The sequence below is a fragment of the Streptomyces yamdrokensis genome (genome assembly GCF_053890455.1).
In genome coordinates this window covers 2,598,954-2,613,025 of record NZ_CM132679.1, presented here as the reverse complement: position 1 = coordinate 2,613,025, position 14,072 = coordinate 2,598,954, and the positions used below count along the sequence as shown (strand labels likewise).

At 74.0% G+C, this 14,072-nt stretch carries 11 protein-coding genes and 1 pseudogene; 3 read left to right on the top strand and 9 right to left on the bottom strand.

The window, feature by feature from the left end:
* Positions 1-59: 59 nt before the first annotated feature.
* The 8 genes from ACWZEH_RS11130 to ACWZEH_RS11095 form a co-directional block, all read right to left on the bottom strand.
* Positions 60-1,583 carry a PP2C family protein-serine/threonine phosphatase gene (locus tag ACWZEH_RS11130; protein WP_456197914.1) on the bottom strand — a complete coding sequence of 508 codons (1,524 nt, stop codon included), beginning with the start codon at positions 1,581-1,583 and terminating at the stop codon, positions 60-62.
* A 3-nt stretch (positions 1,584-1,586) separates the two neighbouring features.
* Positions 1,587-4,445 (bottom strand): serine/threonine-protein kinase, encoded by a 2,859-nt coding sequence (locus ACWZEH_RS11125; RefSeq protein ID WP_456197913.1) that lies wholly within the window; start codon positions 4,443-4,445, stop codon positions 1,587-1,589.
* A 23-nt stretch (positions 4,446-4,468) separates the two neighbouring features.
* Positions 4,469-5,815 (bottom strand): coiled-coil domain-containing protein, encoded by a 1,347-nt coding sequence (locus ACWZEH_RS11120; RefSeq protein WP_456197912.1) that lies wholly within the window; start codon positions 5,813-5,815, stop codon positions 4,469-4,471.
* Between the two features lie 131 nt (positions 5,816-5,946).
* Entirely contained in the window at positions 5,947-7,002 is a 1,056-nt protein-coding gene (locus tag ACWZEH_RS11115; RefSeq protein ID WP_456197911.1) for a glutamate ABC transporter substrate-binding protein, read from the bottom strand.
* Between the two features lie 17 nt (positions 7,003-7,019).
* Positions 7,020-8,495, bottom strand: coding sequence for a hypothetical protein (locus tag ACWZEH_RS11110; RefSeq protein ID WP_456197910.1), 1,476 nt, complete (start codon positions 8,493-8,495; stop codon positions 7,020-7,022).
* A gap of 493 nt (positions 8,496-8,988) precedes the next feature.
* Positions 8,989-9,963, bottom strand: a complete 975-nt coding sequence (locus tag ACWZEH_RS11105) for an N-acetylglucosamine kinase (protein WP_456197908.1) — start codon at positions 9,961-9,963, stop codon at positions 8,989-8,991.
* Positions 9,954-11,219, bottom strand: a complete 1,266-nt coding sequence (locus ACWZEH_RS11100) for a 6-phospho-beta-glucosidase (RefSeq protein WP_456197906.1) — start codon at positions 11,217-11,219, stop codon at positions 9,954-9,956. Before ACWZEH_RS11100 ends, ACWZEH_RS11105 begins: the two co-directional genes overlap by 10 nt.
* 168 nt (positions 11,220-11,387) lie before the next feature.
* Positions 11,388-12,473, bottom strand: a complete 1,086-nt coding sequence (locus ACWZEH_RS11095) for a mechanosensitive ion channel family protein (protein WP_456197904.1) — start codon at positions 12,471-12,473, stop codon at positions 11,388-11,390.
* A 367-nt stretch (positions 12,474-12,840) separates the two neighbouring features.
* Between ACWZEH_RS11095 and ACWZEH_RS11090 the strand changes: the two genes are divergently transcribed.
* Complete coding sequence (locus tag ACWZEH_RS11090) at positions 12,841-13,395, top strand: HNH endonuclease (protein WP_456197902.1); 555 nt, start codon at positions 12,841-12,843, stop codon at positions 13,393-13,395.
* An 84-nt stretch (positions 13,396-13,479) separates the two neighbouring features.
* On the opposite strand, the gene ACWZEH_RS11085 is transcribed toward ACWZEH_RS11090, so the two are convergent.
* The gene (locus ACWZEH_RS11085) at positions 13,480-13,746 is read right to left on the bottom strand and encodes a hypothetical protein (RefSeq protein ID WP_456197901.1); all 267 of its coding nucleotides are present in this window, start codon (positions 13,744-13,746) and stop codon (positions 13,480-13,482) included.
* 112 nt (positions 13,747-13,858) lie between these two features.
* Here ACWZEH_RS11085 and ACWZEH_RS11080 point away from each other — a divergent pair.
* Together ACWZEH_RS11080 and ACWZEH_RS11075 are read left to right on the top strand one after the other, a co-directional pair.
* A pseudogene (locus ACWZEH_RS11080) lies at positions 13,859-13,906 on the top strand (hypothetical protein); the annotation flags it as partial.
* 2 nt (positions 13,907-13,908) lie between these two features.
* Complete coding sequence (locus ACWZEH_RS11075; RefSeq protein ID WP_456197900.1) at positions 13,909-14,031, top strand: DUF397 domain-containing protein; 123 nt, start codon at positions 13,909-13,911, stop codon at positions 14,029-14,031.
* The last annotated feature ends 41 nt before the right edge of the window (positions 14,032-14,072 follow it).

Sequence of the window (14,072 nt, the reverse complement as noted above, 5' to 3'; positions counted from 1 at the left end):
CCTGCGGTTTCCTGCGGCTTCCCTGTACTTTCCCCGTCGAGGGCCTGCCGTACGCGGCCTCAGGCCGATCCTGCCCCCTGCGGCACGGCCGGGAACGGGACGAGGGCCACTGTTACGTTGTCGTGGCCCCCGCCGTCGAGGGCGTGACCGACCAGGACCCGCGCGCCGTGCAGCGGGCGGACGGCCGCGTCGGCGGGGACGGCCCCGGCCATCTCCTCGGCCGACTCCGCGTAGTTCCACAGCCCGTCCGTGCAGACCACGACCACTCCGGGCCGGTCCGGTTTGAACGACGCGGTGTGCGGATCGAGTTCGTACGCGTCGGCGCCGAGCCAGCCGGTGATCGCGTGGGCGCGCTGGTCGGCGTACGCCTCGGCCTCGCCCATCAGGCCCGCGGCGACCATCTGCGCGGCCCACGAGTCGTCCTCGGTGAGCCGGGCCGGGGGCGCGGAGCGGTCCACCGGGACCCAGTAGACGCGGCTGTCGCCGACCCAGCCGACGACCAGCAGACCGTCCGTCACCACGGCGCCGACGAAGGTGCAGGCCGGGGCGTTCTGGTGCGGGGCGCGCTCCCGCTCCGTCTCGGGCTCGTCGGCCAGCGCGTTGACCGCGTCCGACGCGGCGATGATCGCCTCGTGCATCGCCTGCTGGGGGTGCGTGCCGCGCGGCAGGGCCGCGAGCAGCGACTCGCTCGCCGCCCGGGACGCGGCCAGCGAGGCATCGTCGGGCCGGGTCGCGGAGGAGACGCCGTCGCAGACGATCGCGACGGAGGCGGGGGAGCCGTCGGGCAGCGTGGTGGTGCCGATGCCGAAGGCGTCTTCGTTGCGGTGGTGGCGCAGGCCGCGGTCGCTGACCGCGGCCAGCGGGCCGCATTCCTGTTCCATGTGGTCCCGTTCGCGTGGCTGGGCGTGGCCACAGTTCTCGCAGTAGCCGTCGTCGTCCACCCTGCCCGCACGACAGGCCACGCACACGGTGCCGCCCGGGACCGTCGAGCCCTCTTCGACACCCTGCTCGGAGGCCACGCGCGGGTCCGGGGCCTGGAGCGGGTACTCCTCGGGCTGCCCGGCCGCCGGCTCGGCGACCAGCTGGGCCGGGCGGTCGAAGCGCACGCCGGAGGGGCGGGGAGCCCCGGCGGGGGGCGGGGGCGCCGGAGGGGAGGGCGGGGGAGGAGGCACGGGGGCGGAGTGCTGGGGGTGGGGGTGAGGACGGGGACCGCCGGTCAGCGGCAGGCCGCTCGAGTCGGTGCCCGCGAGGTCCGCGGGCCGGTGCGTCGGAGCGGACACGCCGGAACCGTCAGGGCGGACGGTGGGCCAGTCCGGCTCGGTCGGCGCCGGTACCGGCGCCGGAGGAGTTGCCGAAGGAGCCGCCGGAGGCCGGGGCGCCCCGCGCTCCGCCGGACTCGGCGACGGCACCGAGCCGCTCCCGGTGTTCCCGGCGTTCATGGTGATCGTCGGATGATCCACCGGCGGTGCCGGGACGGCCGACAGGTCGTATCCGCACGCACCGCAGAAACGGTCACCCGGCTCGAGGGGTTCCTCGCAGCTCGGGCACTTCGACAGGGCGGCCTGCTGGGGCATCTGCGACATCAACTACACCCACGTCCGGGGGCGGTAACGGTTGGCACGTTCCACCAGGTCGATCCTTTCCTCACCGCTCCGCGCCAGCCGGGCCAGCGCGCGGTACGAGCGCTCGAGTCCGAAGCGCAGGTCCCGCTCGTCCAGCCCGTTGCCGAGCAGTGTCCGTCCCCCGGCGGCGGTCCGCTGCCCCCGTCCCGGCTGAGCCGGAAGCGGAGGCGGAACGGAACCCTGGCCCCCGGAGAGTACCCAGTCGAGCGCGCGGCCGAGGACCTCGACCGCCAACTGCTCCCGGCGCGCCGGGTCCAGACCGTACGAATCCAGTGCCTCGACCTGGTCCGCCGCGGCACTCAGGTCGTCAAGGAACGGTACGTCACCCGCGGTCGCGGCCGACCCCCGCAGCCGGGCGCGTACGGCCGCCACCCGCGCGCCCGTGTAGTGGATCGAGGACTCCGGCACCGACTCCAGCGTCCGTACGGCGCCCCGCCGGTCGCCGGTGGCGAGCCGCACCCGGGCCAGACCGAACGCCGCGCTCACATGGCTCGGGTCGGTGGACCACACCAGGCGGTAGTACTCGGCCGCGTTGTCGAGCTGGCCCAGCACCTCGGCGCACAGGCCGAGCGCCAGCTTCGGCGCGATCTCGCCGGGGAAGGCGTCGTAGATCGCGTCGAAGGCGAGCGCGGCGCCCTCGTGGTCGCCGGTGGCCAGGGCGGCGACCCCGCGGTACCAGACCACCCGCCAGTCGTCGGGGTCCTGCTCCTCCAGGGCCCGCAGCGCGGCCAGCGCGGAGTCCGGCTCGCCGGTCTCCAGCCAGGCGCGGACCTGCCGCAGCCGGGTCTCGGCAGACGGCGCGGGCGCCGCGGCCAGGGCGTTGACCAGCTCCGCGGGCGCGGAGGCAGGCAGGCCCGCGAGGAAACCGGCGTTGGGGTCGGCCGGGTCGACGTGCGGGACGGGCAGCGCGAGCGCCGCCGCGGCGGTGTCGACGGGCCTGACGAGACCGTCCGGGGCGGTGTCAGAGGAGGCGCCCGGCGGCACGGAGGCGCCCGGGGTGCCGGACCGTCCGCCCGCCGAGCCCCCGCCCGGCCCTCCGGGGAACTGCTCGGGCCGCGCGCCCCGCGCCGGCTGCTTCGAGTGTCCTCGTCCCGGCCCTCTTCGGGGTACCGCCCGCGCCCCCAGCCGGGACACGTCGCCGTACCCCCGGGGGAACAGCTCGGTGTCCGTCACCCGCGGCTCCGGGCCGAACAGGGTCGACAGGGCGGGGCGGGCGTGGCCCGACTGGACCGAGACGACCTCGCGCAGGACGCCGGTGAGCTGCTCGGCCATCTCCTGCGCGGAGGCGAACCGGCGGGCCGGGTCGGGATCGGTGGCGCGCACCAGCAGCCGGTAGAACGACTCGTACTGGCGGAAGACGTCGATGTGGTCCGGGTCGGGCAGTGAGTCCGCGTAGACGGTCGTGTAGCCCTGGAAGTCGAACGTGAGGACGGCGAGCGTCCGGGCGACCGTGTACAGGTCGGAGGCGACCGAGGGGCCGGCCTCGGCGACCTCCGGGGCCTGGTAGCCGACCGTGCCGTAGATGGCCGACCGGTCGTCGTCCACCCGGCGCACCGCGCCCATGTCGATCAGCTTGAGCTCGTCCTCGGTCTGGATCGCGTTGTCGACCTTGAAGTCGCAGTACAGCAGGTTGCGGGAGTGCAGATGGCCCAGCGCCTCGAGCGCCTCGATACCGTACGCGCACGCCTGCTCCACCGGCAGCGGGTCCCGCCTGCCGTCCGGTGTGCGGCGGCCGTTGGCGATCTCCTTGAGGGCCTTGCCGCCGACGTACTCCATGACGATGTAGCCGTCCAGCGAGCCGGTGCGCTGGTCGAGGTGCTCCACGAAGTTGTAGATCCGCACGATGTTGGCGTGCTCGATCTCCGCGAGGAAGCGCCGCTCGGAGATCGCCGCCTCCATCGCGTCCTGGTCGCCCGTGTCCAGCAGGCCCTTGAGGACCACCCAGCGGTCCGAGACCGCCCGGTCCACGGCGAGGTAGATCCAGCCCAGGCCGCCGTGCGCCAGACAGCCGACCACCTCGTACTGGCCGTGCACCACGTCACCGGCCCGCAGCTTCGGGACGAACGAGTACGGGTGGCCGCACTTGGTGCAGAACCCCTCCGTGCGGCCCGGCCGGCCCGCCCGCGCACGGCCCACCTGGGCCCCGCAGTCCGAACGCGAGCAGAACCGCTTGCGCTCCGGCACCTCGGGGGTGTCCAGGACCATCGCGCGCGGGTCGGGCCGCGGGATCGGCGGGACCTGGACCAGCCCCGCGCCCAGCCGGCCCCGGCCGGAGGAACCGCCGGCGGACCCGGAGCCGCGCACCGACACCGAGCGCTCGGTTCTCCCGCCCGCAGCCGAGCGGGAGAGCCGCCCGGACACCGAGCGCCGTGACTTCGCCGACTGCGACGTCCTGCCGGACGACGTACGCGGACTGCGGCTGCCGGAACGGGAACTGCCGGCCGAGCCGTGCGAGCCGCGTGAGCCGCGTGAGCCGCGTGAGCCGCGCGAACCGCGCGACTCCCGGCCGCCCGCGGCGGTGCCGGTCGGGACCGGACCGACCGTGCCCGTCGGCGACACGACCGGGGCGAGCCCGCAGGTGTCGCAGTACAGCTCACCGCCGCCGACGTCCTCGTAGGCGCCCTCGCAGCCGGGACGCTGACAGGCACGGGGCGCCGCGGAGGCGGGCTGCGACGACTGCGCCTGCTGCTCCCCGTTCCCGTTCCGCTCCCCGTTCCCGCTCCGTCCGCCGTTCCCGCTCCGTTCCCCGGAACCACCGTCGGTCCCCTGGGGCCGGTTCTGGGGCCGGCCCTGGTGGTGCGTCCGGTTCTCCGCCCGACTCATGCGCCCGTCTCCCCCCTCGTCGCTCATGCGCCGGACCCCCCACGCTCCTCGGGCGCGCCCCGGCCCGACGGGCCGGGCATCCGGGGCTGCGTCGTGCCGAGGAGTCCGGCGGCGGCGTGCTGGTAGCGCAGCACCGCCTCCCCGGCGACCCGCAGGTCGCAGGGCGCGCTCCACAGCATGCGGCGCGCCTTCTCGTACCGCTCGGCCAGCACGGTGTCCTCCGCGAGGCCGTGCCGGGCCACCTTCGCCCTGTACGCGTCGAGCCGGCCCCGCAGCTCGGCGCGGATCGCCAGCGGCGCGGTGACCGCGGTCAACGACTCACGGGCGCGCACCAGTTCGTCCTCCGCCTTCTGCTCCAGGGAATCCAGGAGCGGGGACAGCCGGTGCCACTGGGCGTGCCTGCGGTACTCGGCGGCCGTCGCCAGCTGCTCCTGCAGCGCGGTCGGCGGGCCGCTGACGACCGGCACCTCCGTCGCCGCGATCTTCGCGAGCACCTCGCCGCGCGCCGTACGCGCCTCGGCGAGCGTGCGGTCGGCGCGCGAGAGGACGTCCCGCAGCCGCACGATCCGCTTCTCGGAGTCCTGGCGGACCGCGAGCACCGCGTCGATCTCGCGGCGTACCTCCTCCAGGGCGCGCGCCTCGCGGTCGTACACCGTCGTGTCCGGCCGGCCGCCGCCCGGCGCCGAACTGCCCTCCAGGGGCTTCCAGAAGGCCAGCGGGTCACAGATCACCTGCTCGCGCAGCCGGGTCAGGGTGCGGGTGATCCGCTCCAGGTCGTCGCCCGCCGGGTGCTCCCCGGGGCGGACGCCCACGGGGTGGGCGAGCCTGCGGGTGCGCTGGAGTTCGGCGGCCAGTAAGTCGATCCGCGCGGGCAGCGCCGACCACACCGCGTCCGCGGCGACGATCATGTCCAGCGAGGACGCGTACAGCTCGTTCATCAGCTCGACCAGCGTGGCCAGCGAGTAGCGCTCGCCGAGGCGGCCCGCGCGTCCATGGAGCGCCGGCGCGTTCGCGGGGACGGCGACCGGGCCCGGGAGCGTGACGCACTCGCCGCGCAGCAGCTCCGTCAGTTCCACGAGGTCGTCGTGGCTGGACCAGCGGCGCCGGGCGCGGATCTCGCGGGCGGTGCGCAGCGCGCCGGAGTACGCGTCGAAGTACGTCCACAGCAGCGTGATCGACGCCTCGGTGGCCTGCCAGCGCTCCTCGGTACGGCCGGTGAGGCGGGCGCCCTCCAGGAGTCTGCGGCCCGCGTGGTCCTGCAGGGCGAGGAGCGAGGTCTCGACCGCCTCGTGCTCCGCGCCGAGGCGCGCGAGCGCACGGTCCACCTCGTCCCGGTCCATCACCGGCCCGGTGGGATCCGTGTCGCCCATCGATCACCTCTCGCTGCGGGACGGTCGTTGACGTTCGTGAGTCGTTCTGCGTTCTGCGTTCTGCGTTTGGCGTTTGGCTTTTTGCGTTCCGCGGGTTCCGCGGGTTCCGCGGGCCGGGAAGTGACGGTCGGTCAGCTCACGCGCAGGTACTCCGGTGCCGGTGGTTCAAAACTCCCCGGATCCTTGCCCAGAGTCTGTGACAGCCAACGCTCGTACGAGGCCTGCCATCCGTCCGTGGTGTCCTCGCGGAAGTCCTCCAGGATCCGGTTGACCCGGCGGACCAGGTCGTCCGCGTCGTCCTTCATCGCCACGCCGTAGTACTCGGTCGTGAAGGAGTCGCCCTTGAGCTCGACCGTCGGGTCCTGCGCGGCCTGGCTCGCGGCGAGCGCGGCGTCGGTGACGACCGCGTCGACCCTGCCGAGCTGCAGCCGTACCAGGCAGTCGAGCTGGTTGGGGACGGTGGTGCGGATGTCGACGGACTGCGGGAGGACGCCCCTCGCCCTGTCCTCCTCCAGCGTCGTGAACGCGGTGGAGCCCGCCGCCGTGCAGACCTTCCGGTCCGCGAGCGTGGGGCCGTACCCCTGGACCGGGGACTCCTTCTGGGCCAGCACCTGCTGTCCGGTCCTGAAGTACGGTGCGGAGAACGCCACGTCCTCGATGCGGTCGCAGGCGATCGTCATGGTGCGGACCACCATGTCGACCCGGCCGCTCTCGATCGCCGGGATGCGCTGGTCGGTGGGGATCGCCTTGAACTGGACCGCGTTCCGGTCGCCGAGTATGTCCTCGGCGATGCGGTGCGCCAGGTCGATGTCGAAGCCCTCGAGCCCGGCGCTCCCCGGGCTGTTGGGGTCGCGGTAGCCCCAGCGGTAGCTGTTCTGGTCCACGCCGACCATCAGCTTGCGTTTCTCGCCCTCGCGGGCCTTGATCGCGTCGATCGTCGGGCCGTCGTCGCCGGAGGGGGCCAGGGTCTGCTTCTCCGGATCGTCGCACTCCCCGGCCGCCTTCGCGCCCGCGGCGTCCGTCACGGCCCGTCCGGCGGCCCCCGGCGCCTTGACCCCGGCCTTGGAGGAGAAGCCGGTGCTGGTCAGCACCAGCGCGAAGACCAGCGCGAGCGCGCAGAGGGTGGCCATCGCGCCCACCCCGCCCCAGCCCCGCAGCCCGGTCCGCAGACGTCGTACGTTCCCCATCACGCCCCCTTCCGCTCTCACCGGTACTCCGACAGCCTGCGCCCGATGCCCAGCACCGCGCCCGCCGCGCCCAGGACGGCGAGGCCCGCGGAGCCCTGCGGGAGGCCCGTCAGGGCGTCCCGGCCGCCGGTGGCCGCCTCCTCGAACTCGCGCCTCTCGTGCGCCAGCGCCGTGGCCAGGCTCTCGTCGACGCCGGCGAAGCACTCGCCGGTCGCGCCCCTGCCGCCGATCACCAGGTCCAGTGCCTGCTGGTAGTTGCCGCTCTCGTCCTGCTCCCGGGCGGCGTCGTGGCGCTTCCTCCACTCCGTCATGTTGCTCACGGCGGCGGCGACCGGCCTCTCGCCGGCGCTGTCGTCCGCGAGCTCACCGGCCCGGGTCAGACCCTTGTCGAGGGCGGCCATGTCGCGCCGGAAGTCGTGGTCGTAGGCGTCGTACGTCTCGTCGCCGACCTTCTTCGTCTCGGCGCCGCGGGCCACCAGCGTCAGGTTCTCGTTGCCGCGGGCGCTCAGGGACGCGATCCGTGCGTCGTGCAGCACGCCGAGCGAGCGGACGCCGTGGTCGTAGGAGCCGTTCAGCCCCGAGCGGGCGAGGCTGTGACCGACGACCAGCCAGAGCAGCACCACCGTCGCCGCCGCCGTGGCCGCGACCAGGCCGTGGTTGAACACCCGGTGGGTCCGCAGGTACATACGGCGCTGCGTCCAGGCGAGCGCGGCGAGGGCGACGACACCGAGCGCGATCGCGGCCCACGGGTAGGGTGTCGCGTCCGCGTAGTCGGCTTCGAGGCGCCGGGACTCCTTCTCGTAGAGATCCTCCGCCGCCGGGAGCATCTCCTCCTGCATCTTCTCGTTCGCGTACCGCAGATAGGCGCCGCCCACGGGGTAGCCCTGCCGGTTGTACGTACGGGCGCGCTCCACCAGCCCTTTGTACTCGGGCAGCAGCCGGTTGAGCTCGGTGATCGTCGCCGCGGACGAGGAACCCGGGTCGGAATGGGCCGCGGCGCCCACGAGTTTGCCGGCGGCGGTGCGAATGCCCCTCTCGTAGCTGTCCCGGGAGGCGGCGGTCTCCTGACCGCCGGCCAGGAAGCCGCTGGAGGCCGCGGTGTTGGCGTCCGCGAGGGAGCGGTAGATGTCGGCGGCGTCCGAGGCGAGCGGCTCGCTGCTGGTGAGGACGTCGTCGGCGGCCGCGGCCCGGTCGGACATCTGCCAGGCGGCGACCGCGCCGAAGGCCACGACGAGGGCGGCCAGGACCGCGCCGATGACCCTGAGGCGTCCGGGTTCGGTGGTGGCGGCCTCACGCAGACGGACGGCGCCCTCGGCGAACGCCGTACGCCGCGGCGCCTCCGGCTGCCGCCGGGAAGCGGGCAGTCGGGAGCCGCCGCCGGGTGCCTGCCGCGGGACCGGGGCACCGCCAGGACCGGACTGCGGCGGTACGGCGGGAGTCGCGGGCACGGCGGCGCCCGGCGGCGCCGCGCCACCTCTCGGCGTGTGGGTCACTTGACCTCCCCCATGGTCATTCGTCCCCGCAAGTATCGCCGCGGGAACCGACATATGCACCGGCCTTGGCGCGATCTTGATCCGACAGCCCGGAGGCCACCGGCAATTCGGACACACGTGAGCGATCCGGACCGCCCCCTCGCACCACCCCCTGCCCACGAACACGCCGGGGGAATCCGCTTGGTTCCGGGCGGAGTTCGAGGGTGTCGGGGGAGGTCGGTTCCGGAGCTGTCCGGCGGGCCCGGCGGCTTCGGCGGGTTCCGGCGGGTTCCGGCGGAGCCTCGGATCCGACCGGCCGCCCGGCCCGCTTTCCGGGGCCCGCCCGGTGGACGGGGCGCGGACAACCGGCCGTGCCCGCCCCGTGCTGGGCGGGAGGACGGGAAGCCGGGGGAGGGCAAGCCGGGGGAGGGGTGGCCGGGGGAGGGGGAGCCGAAAGCCGGGGCGGGGGAGCTGCCGGCCCCGGCTCGGCCTGCTCCCCTCCGGCCGGCTTTTCCTACCCCCGCTCGTAATGGGCCCGCAGCCGGTCCTGGGCGCCCGGTGGGGCCGTCAGGTGGTCCAGGCCCAGGAGGGCCGCGCCCAGGACCGGGGCGGCGGTGACGACCCGGGGGACGGCCTCGGGGGCCCGCTCGGCGAGCAGGGCGCGGATCCGGTCGTCCAGCCGGGGGTGCCGGGCGGCCAGGACACTGCCGCCCAGCAGGACGGGCGTCTCCTCGGCGAGCAGGTCCAGGCGGGTCAGTGCCACGACGGCCATCGCCACCACCTCGTCGGCCTGGCGGTCGACGATCGCACCCGCGACCGGGTCGCCGCCCGCCGCCGTGGCGAAGAGCACCGGCGACAGCTCGTGACGGCGCTCCGGCGCGAGGTGCCCCAGGTGCAGGGCCTCGACGAGGGCCGGCACGTCGGGAAGCCCGAAGTGCGCCGGGAGGGTGTCGGCCAGGGCGGTGGCGGCGCCGCGGCCGTCCTGGGCGCGGGCGGCGTGCCACAGGGCCTCCTCCGCCAGCGTCCAGCCGCCGCCCCAGTCGCCGGAGACGCGGCCGAGCGCCGGGAAGCGCGTGGTGCGGCCGTCCGGGCGCATGCCGACGCAGTTGATGCCCGCCCCGCACACGACGGCCACCCCGCGCGGCTCGGTGACCCCGGCGCGCAGGACGGCGAAGGTGTCGTTGCGGACCTCCAGGGTGTCGCCCCAGCCGCGGGCCGCCAGAGCCGCCGTCAGCCGCTCCTCCTCGACGGGGAGGTCCGCGTTGGCCAGGCAGGCCGAGACGTGTGCGACGTCATGGGCGCCGGCGGCGGCGAGCGCGGCGGCGACGGTCTTCGACAGGGCGTCCACGGCCGCCTTCACGCCGACGGCGGGCGGCCGGAACCCCCCGCCCCGGGCGGTGGCCAGGACCTCGCCGTCGTGGGCGACCACGGCGACGTCCGTCTTGCTGTTGCCGGCGTCGACGGCGAGGACGCCCGCGGTCAGGCCCATGAGAGGTGCTCCCTGTTGTGTGCGACGAGCAGGTCGGTGAGCTGCTCGGCGTACTCGTACTGGCCGGTCAGGGGGTGGGCGAGCAGGGCGCGGAACACCCGCTCGCGGCCGCCGCGCAGGGCCGCGTCGAGCGCCAGCTCCTCGTAGGCGGTGACATGCGCCATCAGTCCCGAGAACAGGGGGTCCACGCGCGGGACGGGCAGCGGGCCCGCGCCCTTCGGGCCCACGGCCGCCTGCACCTCGATCACGGCGTCCTCGGGGAGGAACGGCAGCGTGGAACCGTTGCGCGTGTTCACCACCTGGTACGGGCTGCCGGCGCCGCCCAGCAGGGCCGCCGCCAGGTCCACGGCCGCCTCGGAGTAGTAGGCGCCGCCGCGCTCGGCCAGCAGCGCCGGTTTCTCGTCGAGGGCCGGGTCGGCGTAGAGGCCGAGCAGCCGGCGCTCCATGCCGGCCACCTCGGCGGCCCGGGACGGCTTGGTGCGCAGCTCCCGTACGACCTCGTCGTGCGCGTAGTAGTAGCGCAGGTAGTACGAGGGGACCACGCCCAGCCGGTCCAGGACGGCCCGGGGCAGCCGGAGGTCGGCGGCGATCGCGTCGCCGTGGTCGTGCAGCAGCGCGGGCAGCACGTCCTCGCCCCCGGGGCCGCCCCGGCGCACCGCGGTCTCCCAGGTCAGGTGGTTCAGGCCCACGTGGTCGAGGTGCAGCTCGGCGGGACCGACGCCGAGACGCGCGGCGAACTTCCGCTGGAGCCCGATGGCGACGTTGCACAGTCCCACCGCCCGGTGACCGGCCTCCAGCAGCGCCCGGGTGACGATGCCGACGGGGTTGGTGAAGTCGATGATCCAGGCGTCGGGGCTGGCGCGCCGGACCCGCTCGGCGATGTCGAGCACCACCGGGACGGTGCGCAGCGCCTTGGCGAGGCCGCCGGCCCCGGTGGTCTCCTGGCCGACGCAGCCGCACTCCAGCGGCCAGGTCTCGTCCCGCTGCCTGGCCGCCTGCCCGCCCACCCGCAGCTGGAGCAGCACCGCGTCGGCACCGTCCACGGCCGCGTCCAGGTCCGACGTGGTGACGATCCGCCCGCCGTGCCCCTGACGGGCGAAGATCCGGCGGGCCAGCCCGCCCACCAGCTCCAGCCGGTCCACGGCCGGATCGACCAGCACCAGCTCCTGGACCGGCAGGGTGTCCCGCAACCGGGCGAACCCGTCGACGAGTTCGGGCGTGTAGGTCGAACCGCCGCCGACCACGGTGAGTTTCATGTCGTCAGACCCTTCAGCCCTGTCGGCCCTTTGCTCCGGTGAGCGCGGCGCCCCGGACGGGCACCTTCGGGGCCAAGAGGACCACGGGACGGGCGGTGCGCGGGAGGGCGGCGCCCGGAAGTTTTGGACGCCGCCCTCCGACCCGGCCTTTCCCCGTGCCGCCGCCGGCTACTTCGTGGTGTTCGGCGGGGTGATCGGGGACGCCGCGATGGACTGCGGCGAGATGCTGCTCGCGTAGGCGGACGGGGGCGCGACGGCCGCCGCCGGGTCGGGACCCTCCATCTCCACCGGGGCCGTGGCGCCGCCGACGATGCGGATGCCGGCCGCGTCGAAGGCGCGCTTGATGCGCCACCGCAGTTCGCGCTCCACGGTCAGGGACTTGCCGGGCATCGTCTTCGCCGAGACACGGACCACCATCGAGTCCAGCAGGACGGAGTCGAGGCCGAGGATCTCGATGGAGCTCCAGAGCAGCTCGTTCCAGGGGTCCTCCTTGGTCATCCTCTCGGCGACGGCGACGAGCGTGGACCTCACGTGGTCCAGGTCCTCGTCCGAGCGGACCGTGACGTCGACGTTGGCGGTCGCCCAGCCCTGGGAGAGGTTCCCGATGCGCTTGACCTCGCCGTTGCGGACGTACCAGATCTCGCCGTCGGCGCCGCGCAGCTTGGTCACCCGCAGGCCGACCTCGATGACCTCGCCGGTGGCGACGCCCGCGTCGACGGTGTCGCCCACGCCGTACTGGTCCTCGAGGATCATGAACACGCCGGAGAGGAAGTCCGTCACCAGGTTGCGGGCGCCGAAACCGATCGCCACACCGGCGACACCGGCCGAGGCCAGCAGCGGGGCCAGGTTGATCTGGAAGGTGCCCAGGACCATCAGCGCGGCCGTGCCCACGATCATGAAGGACGCGACCGAGCGCAGCACCGAACCGATCGCCTGCGAGCGCTGGCGCCGCCGCTCGGCGTTGACCAGCAGTCCGCCGAGCCCGGGGCCGTCCACGGCGTCGCCGGTCCGCGACATCCGGTCGATGAGCTTGGTGATCGCCCGCCGCACGACCACTCTCAGGACGGTCGCGATCACCACGATGAGCAGGACCCTGAGCCCGATCGCGAGCCAGGTGGACCAGTTCTCCTCCACCCAGCCGGCGGCGTTGGTGGCGCTCTCGTGGGCGTCCTCGAGCGTGGGCACCATCGGGGTCCCGGAATCCGAGGGGGTCGGGGACGGCTCCTCGGCGAGGGGGACGGCGGACAGGGACACGGCGGGTACCTCCAGGTGGCACGGTCTGCCCCCGGTGCGGCGGTCGGGGTGCCACGAACTTCGGGGCCTGCATGATTTCAAGGCCTGCTGGATTACGAAAAGGTCACCGGCCGGGCAGAATCACCACACTAACGGGGCATTGTGGGGGGACCTGCCCGATGCGGGGAGAAGAGACGGCCCTCACGCGCGACCGGCCGTGATCCCGCGGGCCGGGGGCGGGGCGCCCGCGGGCCGGAGGGCGGTGTGGTCGAAAACACCCCCAGCCCGTTACCGGGACATGGTGGCGCTACGACCAGGCATGAGGAGAGACTGACTTACGGATCGTCCCGGCGCGAGCCACGCGCCGCCGGCGTACAAGGAGGCATCCGTGCCGCACGTCCTGGTTCTCAACGCGTCGTACGAGCCGCTCGGCGTCGTACCGCTCCGCCGCGCGCTCGTCCTCGTCCTCGAGAACAAGGCCGTGTGCCTCGAGGAGTCCGGCGCCTACCTGCACAGCGCGACCGTCACAGTCCCCGCACCCAGCGTGGTCCGGCTCAAGCGATTCGTGCGGGTCCCCTACCGGGGGCCCGTTCCACTCACCCGCCGGGCGCTCTTCGCCCGCGACGGGGGCCGGTGCATGTACTGCGGTGGCGTCGCAACCAGCGTCGACCACGTCATCCCGCGCAGCCGCGGGGGCAAGCACGTCTGGGACAACGTGGTGGCGTCCTGCCGCCGCTGCAACCACGTGAAGGCCGACCGTCACCTGTTCGAGCTGGGCTGGCGCCTGCGCCACAAACCGGCCCCGCCCACCGGCCTGGCCTGGCGCATCATCGGCACCGGCCACCGCGACCCGTGCTGGCTCCCCTACCTCCAGCCCTACGGCGCGGCCGACGCGATGGCCCGCATCGACGGCCTGTCCAGAGCGGACGGCATCTCCGCCTGACGGGGCCGGGCCGGGCTTTCGCGTACACGCTCCGCGTACACGGTACGGGGGCCGGTCCCGGTACCGCGGGCGGGGCAGACGTGGTCAGGCTGCGTCTCGGTGACGCTCGGAGTACGTGAACGCGAGGAACTCCTCCAGTTCCTCGTCCGACTCGAACGTTTCGGCGGCGAGGTCGTCCGGGGAACGGAGCGACCGGATGTTCTTCGCCGCCGGCGACTCCTCGACCGACAGGCGTGGCCTTGGCTGCGGGGAGTAAGTGAAGTCTTCAGGTGCGGACGTACTCATCAGGGCCCCCAGCAGGGTGAAAACCGGCTCCACGGCCGGCACACGGGCGCTCTCACCTGCTGACATCAGGTTTCGTCGCAGCGAGGACAGCGACCTCTTCGACCGCACGGCCCGGCGGAGCCTTGCGCCACGTGACTCCGCCAGGCTCATCGGAGCCATCCGACAGGAGATCTGACCGGTGCCCGAATTCGACTTCGTGAAGTCCAGCTACAGCAACACCTCCGGCGAATGCGTGGAGGTCGCCCTCGACGCCCCCACGCCGTGGCCGTGCGGGACTCCAAGGTCCCCGACGGCCCGATACTCCGCCTCACCGCGGTGACTTGGGCGGAATTCACCGTGTCGCTGGGCTGACTGCAGCAGCGGTCTTGGCCTGCGTCAAGCACGACGGCACG

Excerpts from the sequence above, each read along its gene's own strand:
- ACWZEH_RS11130 (WP_456197914.1), bottom strand. The coding sequence starts at position 1,583 with ATGTCGCAGATGCCCCAGCAGGCCGCCCTGTCGAAGTGCCCGAGCTGC.
- ACWZEH_RS11125 (WP_456197913.1), bottom strand. The coding sequence starts at position 4,445 with ATGAGTCGGGCGGAGAACCGGACGCACCACCAGGGCCGGCCCCAGAAC.
- ACWZEH_RS11120 (WP_456197912.1), bottom strand. The coding sequence starts at position 5,815 with ATGGGCGACACGGATCCCACCGGGCCGGTGATGGACCGGGACGAGGTG.
- ACWZEH_RS11115 (WP_456197911.1), bottom strand. The coding sequence starts at position 7,002 with ATGGGGAACGTACGACGTCTGCGGACCGGGCTGCGGGGCTGGGGCGGG.
- ACWZEH_RS11105 (WP_456197908.1), bottom strand. The coding sequence starts at position 9,963 with ATGGGCCTGACCGCGGGCGTCCTCGCCGTCGACGCCGGCAACAGCAAG.
- ACWZEH_RS11100 (WP_456197906.1), bottom strand. The coding sequence starts at position 11,219 with ATGAAACTCACCGTGGTCGGCGGCGGTTCGACCTACACGCCCGAACTC.
- ACWZEH_RS11085 (WP_456197901.1), bottom strand. The coding sequence starts at position 13,746 with ATGTCAGCAGGTGAGAGCGCCCGTGTGCCGGCCGTGGAGCCGGTTTTC.
- ACWZEH_RS11075 (WP_456197900.1), top strand. The coding sequence starts at position 13,909 with ATGCGTGGAGGTCGCCCTCGACGCCCCCACGCCGTGGCCGTGCGGGAC.